The following is a 23680-nucleotide window of genomic DNA, read 5'->3' on the forward strand; positions in this document are numbered from 1 at the left end:
CCATTACAATAACTTCTGTTTCATTAACGCTTTAAGTTTAGGATCGGGTGTTGTTCCGAGCTCTTGCTGCAGCATCTCTTCCAATTGACCAAATTTCCGCTGTGCTTCATTCATTCGCCCTAATTCAATTAATAAGTTGATGATTTCATGATAGATGTCCTCTCGCAAGGAATCTAATTTTATTATTTCTCCAAAATAATGCAGTGCTTGCTGCTGCTGATTCTGCTCCAAATGAAATCTTGCAGCCAGCTCCACCAATCCTATATATTCATGCTCGAGTCTGCGCGTCCTGCTACTGGCCCATTCATAGGCTTTTCCTTTGAGTAATGCTCCTGTGTATAAACCTTCTGCTTGAATCATCCATTCAACATGTCTTTCAGAGGTTTGCCTGATTTGCTTTAACAATCGCTCAAATTCATACAGATCACAATAAATGCTGCTTTCTACTACATGAATTTCATTCCTGCTAGCTTTTATATAATTGGCGCCGATTGCTTTTCGAATATAATACAGCGTCGAGTTCAGATTCTTCCATGCTTTTTCAGGCTCCAATCCGCTCCACAACGTGTCGATAATTTCCTCCCGGCTAACCGTCCCTTTACTAACCAGAAAAGCAAATAATTCTTCTGTTTTTGGACTTCTCAGCTTGATTAGCTCTCTGTTCTGCGTTCTGCGGTACACTTTTAAACCATTAAATAAAAAAACTTCTAACGTAGGCTCAGCCGTTGTATTTCGATTTATTTTTTTGAGTTTCTCTAACGTCTTAGACAACCGCTCCGCAGTTACAGGCTTCAAAAGATAATCCACTGCACTCAGGTCAAAAGCCTGCAGCGCATACTCATCAAATCCGGTTACAAAAACCACATCTATCGATTCATCCAATTCTTGCAAAAGGCTAGAAAGCTTCATCCCATTCGTCTCAGGCATAGAAATATCCAAAAAAGCTACATCTATCGGATTGGCCTTCGCAAAAGCATAGGCTTCCGCAGGATTCAAAAACGTCTCATAGACATCAATCTCTCCGCTCTGCGATAAGATCCGCTTCAGGCGTTTTACCGATAACTCCTCATCATCTACAATAATCGCTCGCAGCATGCCTCAACCTCCCATCCGCTTAAGCTGCTGTATTGGAATTTCAAAAGATACCGTTGTGCCTAATCCTTCAGCACTTTGAATATGAATATTTTTTCCATATAATAGCTTGATGCGCTGACTGATATTCCACAGCCCCACCCCTCTTTTATCTACATCTGACTGCATTACTTCTTTCAATTTATGCTCACTCATTCCAGATCCATCATCCTCCACAATAAAGCTAATCACAGAATTCTCTAATTCTTTTACAGATATAATTACCGTGCCACCCCGCAAATTGGACATTAGGCCATGCCTTATTGCATTTTCGACCAAAGGCTGTAGAATCAGCGGAGGAATCCGGTAATCCGTATTCACTCTCACATCATATTCCACATTTAATCTGGCACCGAAGCGTGCTTTTTCAATATTGATATAAGCCTCTACCAGCTCAAGCTCATTCTCCAGACTCGTTAGTGAATCCAGTTGTTTGAAATCAAAGCTGCTTCGCAAATACTGGGACAGCTGCAGTGTCAACTCTTCGGCCTTCTCAGGTTCTTCCACACATAGTTCAGCAATTGAATTCAGAGCATTGTATAAGAAATGAGGTTTGATCTGGGATCGTAAAAAAGCAATTTCGGCGTCTTTAGCAGTCTTCACGGAAGCTCTCAATCGAGTCAGACTTTTAACACGTGCCATTAGCTCTTCAGCTTCAAAAGGTTTTCCCACATAGTCATTTGCACCGTTATCCATGGACATCTTCATATCGCTCACCCTGTTCTTGGCCGTCAGCATTAACACAGGTAGCTCAAAAGGAGTAAATCTCTCTCTAATCTTTTGCAGAACCTCGTAACCCGAAATGTCCGGCATGGTAATATCCAGTACCACCAGAAAAAAGTCTGTGTTTTTCGCTAGCTCCTCAAGTGCCATCTGCCCGCGATTGACAACCACAATAGAATATTTCTCTAGCTTAAACAGATTGATCATAGATTGCAGATTGGCAAAATCATCGTCCACTACTAAAATGGGCTCATCGATCTCGCCTTTGATATAAAGGGGATAATCACCATGAGAGAAACTTAATTTTTTATAAGAATGTGCCGCCTTAAGGGTTGGCCTCGAGATTGGCTTAACCGCTTTATCCCACCGTGGAAGTGTAAAAATAAACACCGAACCTTTTTCCACTGTAGATTCCACAGCTATGTTCCCACCATGCAGTTCTACTAGCTTCTTAGTAATACTTAATCCGAGCCCTGTTCCACCATGACTATGAATCTCCGCCTCATCCACCTGCTCAAAAGCTTTGAAAATACGCTCCTGCATATCCGGTGAGATTCCCAAACCTGTGTCTGCCACACGTACTTCCACCCACTCCTGAATAACTCTGGCACTAATCTCTATTTCACCCTGTTCCGTAAATTTAATCGCATTATCAACCAAGTTGTGGAAAATTTGAATCAGACGATTGCCATCTGCATTCACCATAGGGAAATTCGAAGCGACTCTGTTAACGAGCAGGATCGACTTTTCTCCGAGCAAAAAAGAATGAATACCCATGACGGAATCAACAACGGCTTTCAAATCCAGGTTGCTTTTGTATAATGTGATGTCTCCATACTTCATTTTGGAATAATCAAGTAGTTCATTTACCATATGTGTTAATCTTCTGCCGCTCCCTATTACGATCGCTAGATTCTGCGCTTGTTTTTCATTAACTGGACCCTCAACCCCATCCAGCAGCGTAGCTGTAATGTTCACTATGGCATTTAGAGGTGTTTTTAGTTCATGTGAGGTGTTGGAAAGGAATTCATCTTTAATTTTATCCAGCCCGATCAGCTGGTTTTTCATCTCGTCTATGGTATGGTAGGCTTCAAAAAAACGTAGAACAATCAGCACGATCATGATGATATTAAAAGCCACAATGTAAAACTGCCCGAGCCAAAGGTTCTCTTTTATAGAAAGAGCAAACAAAATAATGTCTATGGAATATAAATTAATAGCTAGAATCGCCATAAACATCAGCAGCAATTTGATTCTATTTACTTCTGCGCTTCTGATATATAGGGTAGCCACTCTGCATAACATCCAAATTAACATCAGCTCATATAAAATAATCACATACGGATAAATGACCGTGTAAGAACGAATCGGCAGGATGGCGACCAGAATTATAAAGCTGCCTAAAACAATCGTTATGGCTTGAGTAAATTTTAAAGATATTATGCTTTTGTGCATTTGGTAAAAAAATATTGCGAGCACAATAAAGCAGGAGATGGAGCTTATATCCTTTACTTTGTAGAGCACTATGAACGAAAGTTTAGGGAAAAAGAGTAAGAGTGAACGCTCGCCGATCAACCCATGATATATCGCAAACAGCAAACAAATAGTTGAAAACACAAGTAAAGAGTAATCCTGCTTACGGTATAAGGACGCTGCCCCAAAGCAGATAAAAAAGATAAGGGCAAGTGTGCCTAAAATAGCAACGGTGCTAAATTCACGGGCCGTACTCTTCTGCTGAACCTCCATCATTGCTGCTTCCTCACCAAAGGATAAAGAAACCGGAATGCCCCCATTCACATAATCGAAGTTGGAGACTTGAATTATGATTTCTACATCTCCCTTATCAGACGAAAAAAGCCCTATCAGCGGGATATTCCCTGACCGATAATCAGCTTCATTAGCAGCAGGATTACCATCCTCAATAACTGACTGTCCATTAACAAAAATCCTGCTTGAAAAGCGGATATTAGTTTTTTTCAAGGCGAATACCCCGCTTACAGGCAGGTTTTTTAGAACCATCCGATAGGTGGCGGAACCGAAGGCGGGTAAAGGGCTTCCATTAACGATGTTGCCGTTCCACCGGGAGGGCACCTCCATCCAAGCTGTAGAATCAGGTATATCTGCGCTACCCGCCCTAAAATGCTCAGAAGTTAATAGCTGGTTCCAATAAAACTCCCATTCACCGTCTAACTTGATAATCTTATCCTGTTCATAATCCCAAGCCGCGAGATCCATGACTCCATGCTGCACTTGCAGGTGACTTCCTTGTTTATCGTGACCCATAAGAATGGATAGAGGAATCGCAGATAATAAAATTAAACCAATCAGATAGATAAGTAATGTCCTTTTGAGCATCGTATCGGCCCCTTTTATGGAAGAGTAAAGCTGCAGCAATCACCAGGGCCATCCTGCAACACGTGATGTAGAGTAAAAAGTTTAGATGAACATAGATAATTCTATAAAATTTTCTAATTTCCTTCACAATTCGACAAAGTAATAGGCCTTTATTAGGATTTTTTTCGGAAAAAGCGGGACTTGTATGAAAAGAGGGTCTGAGAATTCTTGCGGCTCTGAATGCTTACGTTACGCGTATGCGGACTCAGGAGACCTTATTTGCTGAAAAACGAGGGTTTTACCACGCTATCGGACTCAGTTGCAACTATTCGCACATAACTGCCCCATTTTGAGTCGATTTGCGGCTAATAAGAGCTATGCAGTCCGTAACTTTTGGAATACGAGCGAAAATGTACGAATAGCTGCAATACGGTCCGTTCATCCCGGAGTTACATGACTTTGGTGACATGGAAGACATGAAAACAATGATATCTGACATCTTGGACTAGATAGACAATTCTGACGTCGTTGGGAACTCTGAATACTTACACCGCGCGTTTGCGGACTCAAAAGACCTTATTTGTTGAAAAACGAGGGTTTTGACACGCTATCGGACTCAGTTGCAACTATTCGCACATAACTGCCCAATTTTGAGTCGATTTGCAGCTAATAAGAGCTATGCAGTCCGTAACTTTTGGAATACGAGCGAAAATGTACGAATAGCTGCAATACGGTCCGCAACGTTCGAAAATGAATAATGATATTGCGCAGAGCACGTAATCCATTTTTGCGGATCAGTAAGCATATGATGATCGTCCTAGAAAAGCCATGCGGCCGCGCGGGGGAAGAATCCGCTTTTAGAGTAACTATTAACTTCAGCAAATTCAGCTCGTTCACCCTGCTAGCTTCCTTCCTTTAAAACCTACTAGAATTCGTCATCTTTATACACAGTAACTCATTGAAGAAATCCCCAGCACTCGTTATAATAGCAACTATAGGACGTGAAGAACACGCCGCTTTTATACAATCTCTATCCTGGGTTAAGCTCAGGAGGAATTGTATGGGAGCGGCTTTTTCTTTTTTCAAAAAATTACTTAAGGAGGATATACAAAATGTCCAGATTCGAACAGCAACTAGAGGAATGGTTACAGATCAACTTGGATAAGGAGAACAATCCCCGCAGACAGGAGCTTCTTGCAAAAGGGTTGGGCTATGGAACAGTCGAATTTCTGCGTGCCGTATGGTTTCCTGCTGTAGGAAACTTCAACTACTTGTTCCCCGAATGGGAAGTGCGCGATTTCAACAATGGTTATCGTTATCTTGATCTGGCCTATATGCCAGGTGGAGCAAAGGGTGGAATTGAGATTCAAGGCTACGGTCCGCATGCTAGAGATCTTGATGTACGACGATTCAAAGATTTATGTAGACGCCATTCCTTATTATCGCTAGACGGTTGGACCTTCCTATCCATCGCCTATCCCTCAATCACGGACGAGCCTCAGCTATGTCAACAACTAGTACTCGCATTCATCGGCAAATTCATGGCTTCAGACGCGCCCTCTTCATTAACTTGGTTAGAAGCTGAAACACTTCGTTTCGCAAGACGTCTTCTGCGTCCGTTCACACCTGTAGAGCTCACCCACCATCTTAGAGTCACTAATCGCCATGCCCGACGTGTTTTACATGAGTTAGTTGAACAGCAGCTACTAGAGATCGTCGGTGGAAAAGTACGCAATCGAACCTATCAGCTTAGAATGTGATGACTTGATTAGTTTGTTTTGATTAGTATGGTTTGATTAACAAAGTTACGTTCGGACCGTATAGCTCTTATTTCCCAATTATCTTCGTTTTCGCCACGCTATCGGACTCAGTTGCAGCTATTTACTCAAAAACCCTGCTCTGACCCAATTCTTCAGCTCATTAAGAGCTATGCAGTCCGAAACTCACGGAAAATGAGCGAATTAGCTAAAATAGCTGCATTACGGTCCGTAATGGCAACTCTAGGGTCATACCAGCAAGGCTCATACAAAAAAATGATCCTGAATCTAATCCGTTGCACCCCCGCATTGTCCTTCCAAAATCTAAGTCTTTTTCAATACCACCCATTACTATTACTAATCATTATTTAGAAAAAAAGTGCTCTGCTTAGTCCGTATTTTAATCAACACTTGACCTTAGGTCTGACCTAAGGTTTATAGTTATTTTATCAAATAACTTACAGTTAGGAGCACCGCCCTTGAATCCGTACCTTACAATTGGCGAACTATCAAAACTTATGAATGTATCTATCCACCAGATTCGATATTTTGAAGAAAAAGAAATCCTGTTTCCATCCTATATAGACAATAATCAGTACCGGATGTACGGCATCGATGAGATCTATCAATTGGCACATATCCTGTTGCTCCGCAAATTAAACATCCCTGTCAGCACCATTAACCAAAGTATGAATAAATCCGCAACGAATGACTACCAACTGCTGTTAGAGAAATCGTTAAACAAAATCAACTCAGAAATAAACCAATTAATAATGCTGCAACAATTTATACAAAAGGTACTAAAAGAGCATGCAGATTATGGCAACATGAAGGGGGATTATCAAATTAAACATGTGGACAATCGTTATCTGAAAAAGTGGTTGGTGCTAGAGGATAACGAAACAATAACTGCACGAAGTTTATATGAAAAAAGACCGCAATACCATCATTTATTTGAAACAGATTTGCATTATGTATACGATTCTGAACAAGTAACCTTATGCTTTGAAACCATTGAAACCACTCCCGCCCCTGACATTGTTTTAGAAAAAGGGTGTTATCTCTATAAAGCATTTTTTGTAACAGACGATCAGGATGTAGATCATGAGATTGCCAAGCTGGAACACTTTTTAAATGGGCATCACTACATGGTATTGGGACCAATCATCATTTTGGAGAAATCGTACCTATCCATGTTTAACAACGACAAGCTTCATTATGAGCTTCAAATTCAAATCGAGCATGCCTTAGATGATACCACTAAATGAGTACAAACGAGGTTATCATCGCCCATTACCAGGAACAAGATCGTGAGGCTGTAAGCAGGCTTTTGGTAGATGCATTTCACGGGAAATTTCACTCTCTCCTCTCTCTCGAGGACAATGAAATTGCTGATCTACTTATAAGACTTTGGGAACAAGATTCTTCTTCCTTATCATCTAAACAAATAATCGCTTATGAAAACGGAGAAGTGGTTGGCACTATCTACTTAAAATGGCAGGATACAATCTCCCTTAAAAAAGGATCAATTAAACCACTGAATCGGGCTCCCTTTTTGCAGCTATTCAAGAAATTTGGATACTTAAATGTTTGTAAGTTAATCCTTGGGTTATATTTTTTGGATTATCAACCTAGAGCAAAAGAGTGTTATGTGGCTCATTTGGCTGTTCGGTCCAGTCACCGTAATAAGGGAATTGGCAAAGAGTTGCTGGGTTGGGCGGAAGATTTTGTAAACAGTCATTCTGAAATTGAAAAATTAACGCTACATGTTGCTAACAAGAATAAACGTGCCATTAATATGTACCAGCAGTTGAACTTTGAGATCCATAAATCTGACTATAGCGCGGTAAGACATTTACTTTTTAAAGAGCCTGTTTGGCATTACATGATAAGAAAAACATCGCTACAATCTGGGGGATCAATGAATGAAAAAGAAAATTAAGCTAACTGTCTGGATGATTACCATTTCGTTGTTGATTGCAGCGGTCCTGTTCGTACTACAGCAACATTCTTTTTCAATGACTGAGCAAAAAATTGAAATAGATACGCCTCAAGGTCAACTAACAGGAACCTTAGTTCTGCCTGAAAGTTACTCTGGAACCGTCGGACTGGTAGTTTTTGTTCATGGGGATGGCCCAGTTAATGATACTTACGATGATGGATATAAACCTTTGTGGGAAAAGCTCGCCTCTGCCGGATATGCTTCCTTATCTCTTAACAAACCGGGTATTGGGGGTTCCTCAGGGAACTGGCTAGAACAAAGCATGGAGGATAGAGCGCAAGAAACTATTTATGCGATTAACTGGGCTAAATCCTTACCTATGATTGATGCTCAAGCTATTGGTTTGTGGGGAGCAAGTCAGGCGGGCTGGGTGATTCCTAAGATTGTTAAAAAAGTGCCTGATCTCGCCTTCAGTATTCTTGTATCCCCCGCCATTCAATGGATTTCTCAAGGACAATACAATACCAGACAAGAGATGATTTTAGAAGGTTTTTCAGAACAGGAGATAAAAAAGAGAGAAGATTATAACGCGCAAATCCTACTGCTACTTAAAGAACAGGCGTCGTATGAAAAGTACTTGCGAATTGCACAATCGGACGATTTAATTTCCAAAGAAAAATGGGGGTTTTTCGCTAAAAATTATCAGTCTGATGCGAGCGGGGATTTAAAAAACTTCACTACGCCTGTCCATTTAGTTCTTGGCGGGCAAGATATAAATGTAGATGTTGAGGAAACCGAACGTGTTTACCGTGAAAAAATTCCTGAAAATCTGCTTTCAGTCTTCTATATTCCTGATGCTGATCACTCTATGCTCTCAAAAAAGAATGCCTCATCACCATTAAGAACATATTTGACCGCTGTCTTTTTTCCACGACATATTGTTGTTGAGCCATATTTAGATGATTTGGTTCACTTTGTAAGCCAGTTTTAATCTGTTTGCCATCCATTATGCACTCTCGCCAGCTGAACTCCCTATGTTCGGACCGTACAGCTCTTATTTGCCAATTATCTTCGATTTCACCACGCTATCGGACTCAGACGCAGCTATTTACTCAAAAACACTCCTCAGATCCACTTTTTTAGCTCATTAAGAGCTATGCAGTCCGAAACTCAGGAAAAATGAGCGAATTAGCTGAAATAGCTGCACTACGGTCCGTAACCACCACGCGGAAAGTACTTAACAACAGCACAAGCCCGTGTAAAGGCTTTGATTCCCCAGAATCTACGCTTCTTATCAGAAATACCTACGACTATCACCAATGCACTCTATACGTTCGGACCGTACAGCCCTTATTTGCTGAATTTCCTCGTTTTCGCCACGCTATCGGACTCAGTTGTAGCTATTTACTCAAAAACACTGCTCTGATCCACTTTTTCTGCTCATTAAGAGCTATGCAGTCCGAAACTCAGGGAAAATGAGCGAATTAGCTGAAATAGCTGCGTTACGGTCCGTAACCACCACACGGAAAGTACTTAACAACAGCACAAGCCCATGTAAAAGATTTGATTTTTCCAGAAACTAAGCATTTTACAGAATACCTGCAACTATCACGAATGCACTCCATACGTTCGGACCGTATAGTCCTTATTTGCTGAATTTCCTCGTTTTCGCCACGCTATCGGACTCAGTTGTAGCTATTTACTCAAAAACACTGCTCTGATCCACTTTTTCTGCTCATTAAGAGCTATGCAGTCCGAAACTCAGGGAAAATGAGCGAATTAGCTGAAATAGCTGCGTTACGGTCCGTAACCACCACGCGGAAAGTACTTAACAACAGCACAAGCCCGCGTATTGGCTATGATTTCCTCAGAATCTACGTATCTTATAGAATACCTAGGTCTATCACCAATGCACTCCATACGTTCGGACCGTATAGCTCTTATTTGCCAATAATCTTCGATTTCTCCGCACTATCGGACTCATACGCAGCTATTTACTCAAAAACACTGCTCTGATCCACTTTTTCAGCTCATTAAGAGCTATGCAGTCCGAAACTCAGGGAAAATGAGCGAATTAGCTGAAATAGCTGCACTACGGTCCGTAACGACAATCGCGGGCGTAATTTTTGCTCAAACGGTCGCGGACTTCCACTGCAAGCGTTCTTTCCGGCAGCTTAGGTTCACTAACGACAACCGAGTATGTAATTATTGTTCAAACGGTCGCGGACTTCTACTGCGAGCATACTTATCGGCAGCTTCGGCGCCCGTAACCACCACGCCAGCGTACTAACCACCAGCAACAGACTCCGAAAACTCCACGTAAGTAGCAGAAGCAAAGGCATAAACCGGGTGTCATTAACTCAGATTCTCCCTCTCCTGCTGCATAAACAGCGTTATATGGCGTATTGATTATAGCTGTACGCTTTAGTGATAACGTATAATTTCGGATGATCAAGCTTAGCTTTGGTCAAAATCGATCATATAAGGAGAGGTTTTAATCATTGAGAAAACAACAACGTTTGTTAGCCATGCTCGTAACCTTCCTGCTTTTGTGTTCCTCTTTTCCGTTATCGATGTTTGCAGAGGAAGCACCAGATCCTTATGAAGGAATGATTAACATTCAAAGTGAATGGCAAGGCAGCGTATTTGGTGATGTTGGGGGGCAAGACAAGATTACTGCGGCCAACTTTAGCATTACGGAGAACACGGATGGATCAGCAACACTGCGAAGCTCGAACGACAGAGGTAAAGTATCGGGCAGCACGGAAGGTATCGCTTATTACTTTAAAGAAGTTGATCCAAGTGTTAATTTTGAATTGAAGGCAACGGCTCACGTGGATGCTTGGACAGCCAATAACCAAGTTTCCTTCGGAATAATGCTGCGCGGCAATGTGTGGGATAACCAATTCGGAGCCTACTCTGGAGATTATGTCGCCTTGGGTGCTTTGGATCAAGAAATGAAAGCGTTTCATAAATTGCAAAATACAAGCCTACAGAAACTTGGGTACGTGTTTGATAACGCCAATCGCCCTGCCCAAGGAGGGAATTACGAATTAAGCATCAAAAAGACCGGAAATCTGTATATTGTCCGCATCGGCAATGAAACCAAAACGATCGAAAGCTTTGACGGCTCCATTCAATATGCGGGCCTTTATACTGCTAGAAATACTACGGTTACGTTCCAAAATATTCAATTCAGTCAAGAAGGTCAAATCGAGCTAGGACCTTGGGGCTTCAGCGCCTTCGGAGGCAATACTAGCCCAGCAAAGAACCCCGAACCTATAATTGAAAGTCCAACCTCTGTAACGATGACGACTTACGGCGGCAAAATCTCCAGCAGCGATGAGGGATTATCTTTTTATTCGAAAGAGATTCCTGTGGAAGCGAACTTTGAACTGAAAGCGACCGCTTCAGTGATTGCTTTTAATAGCAATAGCACTGTCAGCACACCTAACCAGAAATCCTTCGGTCTTATGCTCCGCGACAGTATTGGGACGAACGGAGATACAAGCACAACCACTTCTAACTATGCGGCGGTGGGTGCTTTGGATCAGGTAATGAAAGGTTTTTATAAAAAAGACACCCAAGTGAAGTTAAATCCTTTTAGCGATATCCAGGCTCCGTCCGCAGGAGCTGTATATTCGCTAAGTATTAAAAAATCAGGAGATACTTATCGATTAAGTGTGGGTGATCAGACCGAAATCATAACACTGGACGATACGTTCACAGATACTCTTTTTGCCGGAATTTATGTAGCTAGAGATGCAACTGTTACTTTCAGTGACATAGACATCCAGCTTGAATCCAAAATCGTAACCAGCTTAACCGCTGATACGAGCGCAATGACGAAAACCACTTATCTGGTTGGTGAACCCCTTGATTTGACTGGATTAGTCGTTAAGGCTATTTTTTCTGATGAGAGCGAGGCAGTTTTATCTTCTACGGATTATATTGTTACAGGCTTTGATAGCAGCAAGGTTGGAGAAAATATCATAACCATTAACTACAACGGTGCTTTCGTGAGCATTCCTTTGCAAATCGTTCCATTATCTATGACCTCATTATCAGTGAAGTATTATCCAGCTAAAACCGTATATTACCCAGGGGATACCTTCGATCCAGAAGGTCTTGTTCTTGTTGCCAATTATAACGACGGCTTCCTGACCAAAGAACTGACCAGTGATCTTTATTCCCTCTCCATTAACGGACAACCGGTCAGCGATTTATTACCGTATCTATTTACGCAATCAGGCTCCACAGCGGTATCCGTTACTTCAACAGAGGCGCCGGCAATCACAACGACCTTTAACGTGGAAGTAAAAGCAGCGACGTTATCCGCTTTAGAAATTCGAAATGAACCTAAACAAACACTCTACTATATCGGTGACTCCCTCAAACTAGAAGGACTTGTGGTTTATGCTCATTACAGTGATGGTACACAGATTCGGCTGTTGAACAATGAATACAAGGTCTCTCTTCTCGACACCACGACATCTGGGGATAAAAAAATCACAATTACGCATAAAGGCTTAACAACCTCTTTTCAAGTTAAGGTCAACGTTAAAAAACTACTTGGCATCGAAGTCACCAGCTATCCTAAAACTACCTTTTTTATTAACGAAAACTTTGACAGCAAAGATCTCTTCGTATCCAAAGTGTATGATAATTCAGATAGAGAGAAGCTAAACAGCTATACGCTCGACACTTCCAAGTTCAACAATCAGGCAGCTGGAGTGTATGAAATTGGCATACTCCCTACCGATTCTTCTATTATGCCCATTACGTATTCCGTTACAGTAAAAGAAAAGATGGAACCCGTTTGGAAAAGCATTCAATTCGGTCAGTCCACTTCAGCTGCTAACAATCAGACGATTGTCAACGAGGATGGATCCGCCCAACTGATCGCTTTGGAAGGCGGCGGTAAAGTCACCGAAGATCATGACGGCATTACCTTCTATTACACCGAGCTAGATGCTGCGGAAGATAATTTCGTGCTGTCTGCGGATATCCAAGTGTTGGCTTTTGCAAAAAATCCATATGACGGGCAAGAATCTTTTGGCATTATGGCACGTGACGTCATCGGCACACAAGGAAATTCTAGCGTCTTTGCATCCAATATAGCTGCCATCGGTGGTTATAGCGGCGGGACGAAAAGCGATCTGGGCACACAGCTTTTTGTCCGTACGGGAGTTGAAAAAACGGATGGGACTGGCAGTAAAGGGATTCAAACCATCATGCTTCAAAAAGAACGTCCTGCACCTGCCAATACTGTTCCAGCAGCACCTTACCATTTAACCTTAGCAAAGACGAATAGTGGTTTTACAGGACAGCTCAATAATGGCCAACAAGCTATTCATTTCACACCAGACATTCTAAGCGTACAGGATTCAAAAATGTATGTCGGATTCTATGCTGCTCGTTTAGCCACAATTAATGTAAGCAATATTCAATTAACAGTCACTTCAGCAGCTACAGATTCTCCTAAAATAGAACCACCTGCGACTCCCGTCACACCTAGCTTAAATATACTTTCACTAAGTAAAACCTCAGATCCAGCTTACCAAATGATTGTGCGCTCTAATGTCAACGGAACGGTGACGTTGAAGCAAGGTTCTACGATCATCGCTCAGGATATCGAGGCAATAGCTGGTAAACGTCTTTCTATTCCCACGAGACTTCTTGATCAAGGAGATACGAACTTCAGCATTACTTTTTTACCAGATGATACTCAGTATTTGACCTCTTATGAGAAGATCATCAGCAACTTTACCGTCACCCTAAAAAGTTATAACGAAGATGATGATATCTACGTATCCCCCACCGGATCAAGCTCCGGAGATGGAACAATCAATCTCCCACTTGATATCGATACTGCGATTGATTTCGTTAAACCAGGTCAGCATATTATTGTGCTTGAGGGTCGTTATGTGCGGAAATCACCACTTGAGATTAAAAAGTACAATGATGGCAAAGCCTCCGCCAAAAAGTATATAGAAGCAGCACCAGGAGCAAGACCTATCTTTGATTTTGACAAAAAAACAGAAGGTGTTCTCTTGAGCGGAAACTATTGGCATGTGAAGGGACTTGATTTCACTCGCTCAGCTGGGAATACCAAGGGCTTTACAGTGGGAGGCAATTATAACATCGTTGAAAATAGCCGTTTCTATGCGAATGGTGACACTGGTCTACAAATCAGCCGAACTGATGGTACCGCGATAGAAATCAATGAATGGCCTTCCTACAACTTAATTCTCAACAGTACCTCCTTCGACAACCGTGATCCATCCGACAATAATGCCGATGGCTTTGCGGCAAAATTGACTGCGGGTGTTGGTAATATTTTTAGAGGTTGTCTGGCGCATAACAATATCGACGATGGCTGGGACTTATATACGAAAGCAGGCTCAGGTGCAATAGGTTCAGTGCTGATTGAGCACAGCGCCGCCTTCAACAATGGGTTCTTAACAGACGGAACCATAGGTGCCGGTGATAAAAATGGCTTCAAGCTTGGTGGCGAAGGCATTCATGTCACACATACCATCCGCGATTCCATCGCCTTTGGTAATGGCGCTTATGGTTTTACAAGCAATAGTAATCCAGGTGTGATCGCCATCAACAACATCGGATTTAACAATACGCGTGGTAATATAAGCTTCACCACTTATGATCACATTACTGCAGACTTTACGATTGACGGTTTCTTATCTTACCGAACTGCCAACATTGCAAAAGACCAATATCCAGCTTCTTTAGCTGCGGACAATAATTTCATGTTTGACGGTACGCGATCGGCGAATAAATCAGGTTTAGAACTGAGCGATTCTAACTTTGTCAGCTTAAATCCTGTAGTCAATTACTCTCGGGATGCTGACGGGAATATAATCTGGGGCGATTTCTTGAAGTTCATTCCTTTGGATGGACCGGAACCAAGTCCGACGGCTTCTCCGAGTCCGACCGCTTCTCCAAGTCCGACGGCTTCTCCAAGTCCGACGGCTTCTCCGAGTCCGACTGTTTCTCCGAGCCCAACGGCTTCTCCAAGTCCGACGGCCTCACCGAGTCCGACTGTTTCTCCGAGTCCGACCGCTTCTCCAAGTCCGACGGCTGCCGCGAGCTCAGGCAGTTCCGGATCATCGGTTGGAGATTCGGCCACTACTATACTCCATTTGGACGGTAGCGTAAGGATTGAGATACCTACTACTATGAATGGAGAAAAAGCTAGCGCAATATTGACTGAATCTTCCTTACAAAAGATTATGGCTTTAGCCAAACCTAATTCCGCAGGCCACAAAATCCTAAGAATTCAGCTCGCAGAGGAACAATCGTCAAATGTTGGCTCATTTGAAGTCACTCTCCCTGCTGCAGCATTTCTTGTTGGAGCATCCACATTGCAGCTGGAGATCAATACATCACTAGCTACCTTTGTACTTCCGGATAATCTATTCCCGGCGAAGACACTGGACAATGTGAAGACGGTTACCTTGCTCCTCAAGCCTGTCGATACAACAGGAAGTTTAAAGAAGCAATTGGGTGAAAGTTTGCTTATTGATTACGAGTTACTTTTGGATGGTACAACAGTTCAATTAGAGAGTTTAAATTCGGCCATACAAATTGGGCTTCCTTATCCAGCAGCTGTACCTCCATTGAACAACGCCTTTATTGTAGTGTGGAACGTCAATGAGCACGGAGTCATCCAACCGGTAGTAGGCGGGAATTATGATTCAGATAAGAAGCAAGCTATTTTCTCAACAACAAATTTATCTGGACAATACGCCGCCGTTTACAATCACAAAACGTTCAGGGACATATCTGATTCTCATTGGGCGAAGTTTATTGTAGAAGTACTAACATCAAAAGGTGTCATTAATGGTGTAACAGAAACAGAGTTTAGGCCCGACCAGACTGTTACACGTGCAGATTTCGCACTTTTATTGGTTAGAGCTTTAGGTCTATCTGCAGCAGAAGGAAATAGCTTTGCTGATGTGTCACCTAACGATTATTTTTATGAGGGACTTATGACAGCTCAGAAATTAGGGGTCGTTACGGGCCAAACCGACGGCCTTTACCACCCTCATGACTCCATCTCCAGACAAGAAATGTTTGTTATGGCAGCTAGGGCATTGAAGGCTGCTGAGGTATGGGAATCGAATACGACCTCTTCCTCCCCCTCTGCATTAGACAGCTACACCGACCATAATCAAATTTCTAATTATGCGGCAAATGATATTGCAACGCTGGTATCAGCAGGTCTCATTAAAGGAGACTCTCAGCAGCAGCTTACACCAACTGCCCATTCCACACGTGCCGAAGCCGCCATGCTGATTTACAGAATTATGATGCAAAAATAAAAAAAGAACTCCAAGACCACTATACTCGTGGTTTTGGAGTTCTTTTTATCCTCTTCCCTCCCCCCTTTAAGTCTTCTAGTTCATTTCCTTATCAGGAGGATTGGAAACCCGATACCCTTTCGGCGATTGATGGGTGATTTTCTGGAAATTCCGATGAAATGACCGTAAGTTACTATAGCCGCAAAGGTTGGCAACTTCACCAATAGTCAGATTCGAGTTTTTTAATATATAACATGCTTGTGAGATCCGATAGTGATTCAAGTAATCTGTGAAGGGCATTTTCATCAGCTGGACAAATAGCTTTGATAAATACGGGTAATCATATTGCAGATGTTTTGCTACAGCTTTTAATGTGCAATCGGCAGAATAATTTTGTTCTACAAAAAGCAGGATTTTATAGAGCACCTTTGTTTGCGGGGACTGTTTGACCGGAGCAAATGATGTCTGACAGATCAACTGCGCGCATACACCATACAGGAAACTTTTCTGGCTATAAATTGAATCCAGCTTTGTACAATCAGGTTCATTCACAGCATGGAGAACATTATCATTTGGTATAAAGCTTTTATAATTCATGTGAAAATCACCTATCAATTCTGTGGAGAAGAGGATTACCATAATCTCCGAAAAATCAATCGTCTCAAATTCATGCATCTGATTAGGAAAAATAAAAACCAGATCATTTTTCTGTACCTGATAGCTTTTCCCATCAATGGTGATAGATAACTGCCCGTCTTTGACATAAATAATCTCAAATGCCCGATGAAAATGAAGTGGAAAATGATAGTTTTTCAATGGAATGAGTTTAAAGTAATCTTTTTCGCCGACACCATGTTTTTCAAAAAAGGGCCACAAGTAGATTCTCCTTCACGAAAACACTAATTTTGTCTTAAAGTGTACTATATAAAGTATAGAACTAACAACGTTAATTCCTATAATATTGGATAAAGTCAACCAAGCGGAGGTTATAGGACAATGGAATATCACGTATCAAAAACTGGTTCAGATCAAGGTCAAGGCACTCAACATAATCCCTTTTTAACCATCAATAAAGCGGCTTCAGTAGCTGTGGCTGGGGATAAGGTTATCGTTCATGAAGGGATATATCGTGAGTGGGTAAAACCGAGATACAAAGGATTAAGCGAACAAAGAAGAATTATTTATCAAGCCGCTGAAGACGAACAGGTTGTCATAAAAGGCTCTGAGCATATACAAGATTGGCAGCAGGTTGAGAACCAAATATGGAAAGTGATCTTGCCGAACACGTTTTTTGGCAGCTTTAATCCGTATGTTGAGGAAGTGTCTGGCGATTGGCTCGTCACTATAGAGGAGACAAGACACTTAGGGGATGTATATCTAAATGGCATGTCTTTTTATGAGGTCAGTCAGTATGATCAACTGGCAGCTCCTGTCGAAAAGCTGGAGTTCAAGGATCTCTGGACACAAGAGATGGTTCCGGTCCAAAATCCAAAACAGACGACCTACGTTTGGTTTGCCGAAGTAAGCCCTGACCACACCACGATTTACGCTAATTTCCAAGGTGCCAACCCGAACAAAGAACTGGTAGAAATCAATGTACGCAGATCTTGTTTCTACCCTGAAGAAACCGGAATTGATTATATTACTGTAAAAGGTTTTGAAATGGCGCATGCGGCAACACCTTGGGCACCTCCAACGGCAGACCAGCCCGGACTGCTGGGCACTAACTGGAGCAAAGGCTGGATTATTGAAAATAATATCATTCACGATGCCAAATGCAGCGCTATCAGTATCGGCAAAGAAGCTTCCACAGGCCATAATTACCGCACCCTTCGAAAAGACAAACCCGGATATCAATATCAGCTTGAATCCGTCTTTACTGCTGAGCGACAGGGCTGGAGCAAAGAATCGATCGGTTCACATCTTATCCGCCATAATACCATTTATGATTGCGGCCAAAATGCCATCGTCGGCCACTTAGGTTGTATTTTCAGCGAAATTCATCATAACCATATTTACAACATTGCGACAAAACGGGAATTCTGGGGCCACGAAATTGCGGGGATCAAGCTTCACGCACCGATCGATACTCACATCCACCATAACCGGATTCACGATTGTACTTTAGGTTTATGGCTGGATTGGCAGACCCAAGGGACAAGAATCAGCAAAAATCTGTTCTATCAAAATCATCGGGATTTGTTTATAGAAGTAAGCCATGGCCCTTACATTGTTGACCATAATATCTTGACAGCTAAACATGCTTTAGAGAATGTAGCCCAAGGTGGGGCCTATATCAACAATCTGATCGGCGGCAGGATGGTTCATCGAAAGGTACTAAACCGGTCCACGCAATATCATCTTCCGCATAGTACAAAAATTGCCGGTTTCTCACTTATTTATGGTGGGGACGATCGGTTCTATAACAATATCATTGTTGGAAAAGACGGATGGACAGGCGTGGGCACATCACATTTCAATAACTACACCACCTCTTTGGCGGAGTATATCGAGAATGTCCATAAGTTACACGGTGATCTTGAGGAGTTTGAACTCGTTGAACAGCCTATGTTCATTAATAACAACGCTTACTTAAACAGTGCAGAGCCTTTCGAAAGAGAGAATGTAAAGCTGGTTGAAGAAAGCTTTGATCCAGACTTCTTTATTGTAGATCAAGGAGATGAGGGATTCCTTTCCATTGCTCTGCCTGAAAGCTTCGTTAACTTCTTAGGTGAGGTACATTCAACTGAGACTTTGCCGCGGGTGCGCATCGTGGATGCCGAGTTTGAGAATCCGGATGGCAGCAATATAATTCTGGATACAGATTTTCTGGATAACAAGAAAGAGAATAAAAGCACTTTAGGACCTCTTACACTTTTGAATAAGGGCAAAAATTATATTAAAGTGTGGTGATCGGTAAAGCAGGTGGCTAGTCCACCTGCTTTTTTCATTGCAATCATTGAGTCTGCTACTTATTGGCCTTAATCTTTTGAATAGATACTTCGTTTTGTTCTATTATGATTTGATATTCAACAATCTCTCCTGCTTTAAATTCTTCGTTAAATTCTTTACTGACCGATCAAAGAATTGATCTGAAGGTCATGGACGATAAATAAAACGAATATAGATAAGTCTTGTGAAAAGTTATCTGAATGATACTCTAATTCAAAATAATAATCCTGCCCGTGATTACACCCTTTTCATCTCTGGAAAATTGAAGTGCCCTAGTTTCTTTATCGTCCGCACTGAAGCTTACGGAATCCGAGTAACCGATTTGCCCTTCCTCAAACATATTTTGGACAAAAAGCTTAACACTCCAGTTATCGTATTCATAATTGAAAGCCCCTTGTTCATCAACACGCACTTCCTTTACAGATTCAGAGATAATCGTGCCGGTGGAGATTTTTTTCTTCATGTCCTCTATTTTTTTAATTAGTTCCTTCTCATCATCATCAATAGAGGCAGCTGCATCTGTTGAAACCGCTGAATCAACTTTGCTGTCGGCAGAGGGTTCTTTCAACAGCTCCTGTAAATAGCTCTCAGCTTTGACAGGGTCAGCTTTGGTTGGGTCCAGCGGAAGTTCAAATAGAATAGCGGTTCCCTTGTAATCGTTATTAGCGCTAATTTCCCCTGTACTTTCATTATAAGCAAACGCATCTTTGCTGAAAAAAGAACTACCATTACTGACAGCTAGATATACCCCTCGGTCAGCGAACATCTCCACTCCATCACATTCAATCAGCCGGTACATAATTCCATCTATAACAGCCTCGCTATAGCCACCATTCATTGTTGTGATATTAACCTGCCATGGTTTTAGTCCCTTTATAAGCGGTGACACAAAGAATGGATCCTGGCCATACTCCGGTTCACTTGTAGCAGGCATGGGGCCACCGTCTATTCTGGCGATGGATACAACGGCATAGGTTCTGTTTGGGTTAATATTCTGATCAGACTTACTCAGTTCTGAAAGACCTTCCCCCGAGACTATTCCATTCAACGTCACGTTATAATCACCAGATATAACCGATTGGTTGATTTCAACAGCATCCCTGCTTTCGAATGCTTTTGCCAGCAGTTGCTGGCCCAGATGCTCAGCAATCTGCTTGGGGCTAAATAGCTGTGTAGCTGCATAAGCCGTTAAAGACATTACAAGCGTGAATATAGCAACCATTAGTCCAATCGAAACTCTTTTTTTATAGGCTGGTTTCATTGGTTTAGTCTCCTTAAACTGTTGGATGATTCTTTCGTTTAATTCCTCTGTCGGCTCTGCTGTAGAAGCTAGCGCTTGCTTTAGCAGTTGATCCAACTTTTCGGAGTTATTCATTGGGATTCAACCTCCAAAATCTTTTTCATCACCTTGCGGGCTTGGAAAAGTCTGCTTTTAACTGTGCCCGGTGGAATCCTTAGCGCTGAAGCAATCTCATCAACGGTCATTTCTGCGGTATAGTACAGATAGAGCGGTATTTTCAGTTTCTCATTCAGCCGGTCTGCGGCAGCATGAATCATGTGCCGAAGCTCCTGGGACAGCAATGCATCCTCTGGCATAACCTCTCCATCGGAAGTACACGCCAGATCGACCGCTTCATTATAATCTGCTGTAGGTGCAATTCTTTGCCGCCATGCCCATTTTCTGCGTTTGTTTTTGCGTAATGAGATAGCAATCGAGATAAGGAACGCTTTCGGATTTTGGTTCAGGTCCATTTTATGCCGCATTTCCATAGCTTTTAAAAAAGTCTCCTGATAGAGATCGTCAGTATCCACCCTATTCCCCGCAAGCGTAAAACAAAATGCGTAAATTGCTTTGCCATGTAATTTTATTAGGTCACTCAACTCTTCAATTTCCAAGTAGGCTACTCCTTTCTGAATGGCCATTCACCTATATATTGTCGTAACCTTAGAATCGGTTCACTATTTTGCTGTTGACTTTGACCTTAGGGTAAGGTGTTAAGTAGAGCTAGAACCAAACATCGATGTTTTGGCTTGGAAGCTTAATTAAAACGAAAAAAGGAGATGACTTTTTGCTGTCGATTGGAGAATTCTCGAAGATATGCGAAGTTTCTACGAAGACGCTTCGATATTATGATGAGATCGGATTAATTCATCCCGATGAGATTAACCCTGAGAACGGTTATAGGTATTACTCCATTAAACAACTTAAAAAAATGCTTTTTATCAATCGTCTGAAAGGTTATTGTTTCTCGCTGGAAGAAATCAAAGACATTTTACAAGGGGAACAGAATCATTCAGAAGAGAAGCTCTACTCAGCCCTTAATCTCAAGAAAAAAGAAATACAGGAGAAAATAAGCGCTTATGAATACACCTTACAACAAATCAATAGTGATGTTTTAAATCTGGAGAAAGGTATTCCCATGATGTCTTACCTGAATGAGATAAAAGTAGAGCTTGTTGAAACTCAGCCTATGAATATTCTTTTTATGCGTCAGATGTTGAGCAGTGATGACTATGCGTTAGGTTATGGACATTATTTTAGCAGGCTATATGAAAAAATCGCCACGGAAAAACTCACTTTGCTCGGTACGCCAATAACGATATATCACAGCCATGAATATAATCCAGCCGGAAATGATACAGAGTTTGCTCTCCCCATAAAAGAGGGTGTAAAAGGTACAAGAGATTTGCCTGATGCTCTTTGTGCGAGATCTGTTCTTAAAGGCGCCTATTCAGAATTGACCTCGGTCTATGCTCAGCTGAGAGAATGGATAGAAAATGAAGGTTATGAATGGGTGAACTCACCTTATGAAATCTACTTAACGGACCCGACACAGGTTGCTGTGCCTGAGGATCTGGTTACCGAGGTCTATTTTCCAGTAAAGAAAAAAAATTCATAAAGGAGTAACTTTCATGCTCAAAAACAATTATCCAACTTCAGATTGGCAAATCTCAGCCCCCGCAAACTTAGGAATGGATGCTAATATGCTTTCAGAGCTAGAATCAAGGATCAAATCCGAGTATAGCAATATCAACGGGATTGTTGTGGTAAGAAATGGAACTATTGCTTATGAAAAATATTATAATGGCGCTAGCCCGAATGACACACATCATGTGGCCTCTGTAACAAAAAGTATCATATCCGCGCTCATAGGCATTGCCATAGAGGCTGGCTTTATTAACAATGCAGATCAAAAGGTACTGGAGTTTTTCCCGGACTATGTTCCAAACGCTGCTCAAGATCCGCAAAAACAAGAAATCACCTTACGCCATCTCCTGACGATGACCGCACCTTATGCTTTTGCAGATTGGCACGAACCGCTGGAGCAAATGTGTATGCAGCCTGACTGGGTAAAATATACGCTGGATATGCTAGGCCAACAAGGAACAATTGGGGATTTCAAATATTCTACCGCTGGAGCACATCTGCTTTCTGCCATCATCACGCGCAGCACTAGACAAAGTGCCCGTGAGTTCGCCAACGAACGTTTATTTAAACCTATCGGAATGAATGAAATCCCGGATTATGAGATGAGCTCATTTGGGTTCGATGATTTGTTTGGGGTTAAGGTGAAGGGGTGGGTGGAAGACCCCAATCGTATCACCACAGGAGGTTGGGGACTTACGTTGTCTCCACGCGATATGGCGCGTTTTGGTTTATTATATTTGAACCATGGACAATGGGAGAATAATCAGATCATTTCGGAGACATGGATTGAGAAATCAACAGCGATGAACCCTAATCATTACGGTTACTTGTGGTGGCTACGCGAAGAAGACGGGGTTTACACCTACTCAGCGTTAGGTGATGGTGGTAATGTCATTTGCTGCATTCCAGAAAAAAAACTTGTCGTAGCCATCGCCTCAGAATTCACACTTCAGCCTCGTGACCGGTGGCCTCTGATTAAGGATTGTATTATTCCGTCTGTTGTAGAGTAAAGAAGATAGAAAACATGCTGGTTGCCACTACTTTATTAACAACTAGTAGAGCAACCAGCTGTCTACACTCTAAATCATTTTGCTTCAAGGAAAAATAATATCGCCTTCGTTGCTGCTTACATCAAAAAATCCTACTTTGTATTTTATAGCCAACTCCCGCATCGCCATATAAGCTTCCTCAGCTACAGAATAAGCGAAAGCTGCATAGATGACGGATGAGCCAAGTGAGTAGTCAGTCAACCGGTTATCCGTTCCGGCTTCCTCCATCGCCTCAAAAATCTCGTCCTCTACATTCATATTAGGAAATTGCTCAGACAACTCACTATAAAAGCGTTGCAACGCCTCCGATAAAACTGATGGATCATTATAGGCATGGTCTTCCGACCACTGCACTTGCTGTTCATACCACTCCATAAACGCTGCTCTCTCTTGCGGTGCTTTAGACGTCTCGAATGCCATCAAATCATAGCTCATTTAAAATCCTCCTCTAACCTACCCTAATCGTGCATTTTCAGTTCCTATAAATTGTTGGGCTGTTTTGATTATATATTAAAAATCATCAGACCCATACTATAGAA

Annotated in this window: 15 protein-coding genes; 8 read left to right on the top strand and 7 right to left on the bottom strand. The window is 42.0% G+C overall.

Annotated features, from left to right (window positions below; genetic code table 11):
* Positions 1-3 precede the first annotated feature (3 nt).
* The 3 genes from NST58_RS18865 to NST58_RS18875 all read right to left on the bottom strand — a co-directional run bounded on the left by NST58_RS18865 (position 4) and on the right by NST58_RS18875 (position 5085).
* Positions 4-1095 carry a response regulator gene (locus tag NST58_RS18865; RefSeq protein WP_339243795.1) on the bottom strand — a complete coding sequence of 364 codons (1092 nt, stop codon included), beginning with the start codon at positions 1093-1095 and terminating at the stop codon, positions 4-6.
* A gap of 3 nt (positions 1096-1098) precedes the next feature.
* Positions 1099-4209, bottom strand: coding sequence for an ATP-binding protein (locus NST58_RS18870; RefSeq protein WP_339243797.1), 3111 nt, complete (start codon positions 4207-4209; stop codon positions 1099-1101).
* Between the two features lie 645 nt (positions 4210-4854).
* Positions 4855-5085 carry a hypothetical protein gene (locus NST58_RS18875; RefSeq protein WP_248548775.1) on the bottom strand — a complete coding sequence of 77 codons (231 nt, stop codon included), beginning with the start codon at positions 5083-5085 and terminating at the stop codon, positions 4855-4857.
* Positions 5086-5300: 215 nt separating this feature from the next.
* On the opposite strand from NST58_RS18875, the gene NST58_RS18880 reads away from it, so the two are divergent.
* From NST58_RS18880 to NST58_RS18900, 5 genes are all read left to right on the top strand, one after another.
* The gene (locus tag NST58_RS18880; protein WP_076182320.1) at positions 5301-5948 is read left to right on the top strand and encodes a transcriptional regulator; all 648 of its coding nucleotides are present in this window, start codon (positions 5301-5303) and stop codon (positions 5946-5948) included.
* A 476-nt stretch (positions 5949-6424) separates the two neighbouring features.
* Positions 6425-7213 carry a MerR family transcriptional regulator gene (locus tag NST58_RS18885; protein WP_076305730.1) on the top strand — a complete coding sequence of 263 codons (789 nt, stop codon included), beginning with the start codon at positions 6425-6427 and terminating at the stop codon, positions 7211-7213.
* Positions 7210-7887: a GNAT family N-acetyltransferase gene (locus NST58_RS18890; RefSeq protein ID WP_339187396.1), complete on the top strand. Its 678-nt coding sequence runs from the start codon at positions 7210-7212 to the stop codon at positions 7885-7887. The genes NST58_RS18885 and NST58_RS18890 overlap by 4 nt, the downstream gene beginning before the upstream one ends.
* Positions 7871-8878, top strand: coding sequence for an alpha/beta hydrolase (locus tag NST58_RS18895; RefSeq protein ID WP_076216168.1), 1008 nt, complete (start codon positions 7871-7873; stop codon positions 8876-8878). The genes NST58_RS18890 and NST58_RS18895 overlap by 17 nt, the downstream gene beginning before the upstream one ends.
* Before the next feature lie 1510 nt (positions 8879-10388).
* A complete protein-coding gene (locus NST58_RS18900) occupies positions 10389-16232 on the top strand; it encodes a bacterial Ig-like domain-containing protein (protein ID WP_339243800.1) in 5844 nt (1947 codons plus the stop codon).
* A 75-nt stretch (positions 16233-16307) separates the two neighbouring features.
* Here NST58_RS18900 and NST58_RS18905 read toward each other — a convergent pair whose 3' ends face one another.
* Positions 16308-17087, bottom strand: a complete 780-nt coding sequence (locus tag NST58_RS18905; protein ID WP_076194929.1) for a helix-turn-helix domain-containing protein — start codon at positions 17085-17087, stop codon at positions 16308-16310.
* 120 nt (positions 17088-17207) lie between these two features.
* Here NST58_RS18905 and NST58_RS18910 point away from each other — a divergent pair, with 120 nt between their 5' ends.
* Positions 17208-19124, top strand: a complete 1917-nt coding sequence (locus tag NST58_RS18910; RefSeq protein ID WP_339243802.1) for a right-handed parallel beta-helix repeat-containing protein — start codon at positions 17208-17210, stop codon at positions 19122-19124.
* 247 nt (positions 19125-19371) lie between these two features.
* Here NST58_RS18910 and NST58_RS18915 read toward each other — a convergent pair whose 3' ends face one another.
* Both NST58_RS18915 and NST58_RS18920 read right to left on the bottom strand, forming a co-directional pair.
* Positions 19372-20538 (bottom strand): hypothetical protein, encoded by a 1167-nt coding sequence (locus NST58_RS18915; protein ID WP_339243805.1) that lies wholly within the window; start codon positions 20536-20538, stop codon positions 19372-19374.
* On the bottom strand, positions 20535-21059 hold the full coding sequence (locus NST58_RS18920; protein WP_339243807.1) for a sigma-70 family RNA polymerase sigma factor: 525 nt from the start codon (positions 21057-21059) through the stop codon (positions 20535-20537). The genes NST58_RS18915 and NST58_RS18920 overlap by 4 nt, the downstream gene beginning before the upstream one ends.
* Positions 21060-21232: 173 nt before the next feature.
* Here NST58_RS18920 and NST58_RS18925 point away from each other — a divergent pair, with 173 nt between their 5' ends.
* Together NST58_RS18925 and NST58_RS18930 are read left to right on the top strand one after the other, a co-directional pair.
* Positions 21233-22063 (top strand): MerR family transcriptional regulator, encoded by an 831-nt coding sequence (locus tag NST58_RS18925; RefSeq protein WP_076281665.1) that lies wholly within the window; start codon positions 21233-21235, stop codon positions 22061-22063.
* Between the two features lie 13 nt (positions 22064-22076).
* Entirely contained in the window at positions 22077-23102 is a 1026-nt protein-coding gene (locus NST58_RS18930) for a serine hydrolase (RefSeq protein WP_339243810.1), read from the top strand.
* 84 nt (positions 23103-23186) lie between these two features.
* Here NST58_RS18930 and NST58_RS18935 read toward each other — a convergent pair whose 3' ends face one another.
* Positions 23187-23576 (bottom strand): hypothetical protein, encoded by a 390-nt coding sequence (locus tag NST58_RS18935; RefSeq protein ID WP_076141900.1) that lies wholly within the window; start codon positions 23574-23576, stop codon positions 23187-23189.
* Positions 23577-23680: the final 104 nt, after the last annotated feature.

Origin of the sequence: Paenibacillus sp. FSL R10-2796 (assembly GCF_037965315.1) — a bacterium.
Lineage (GTDB): Bacteria > Bacillota > Bacilli > Paenibacillales > Paenibacillaceae > Paenibacillus_AQ > Paenibacillus_AQ odorifer.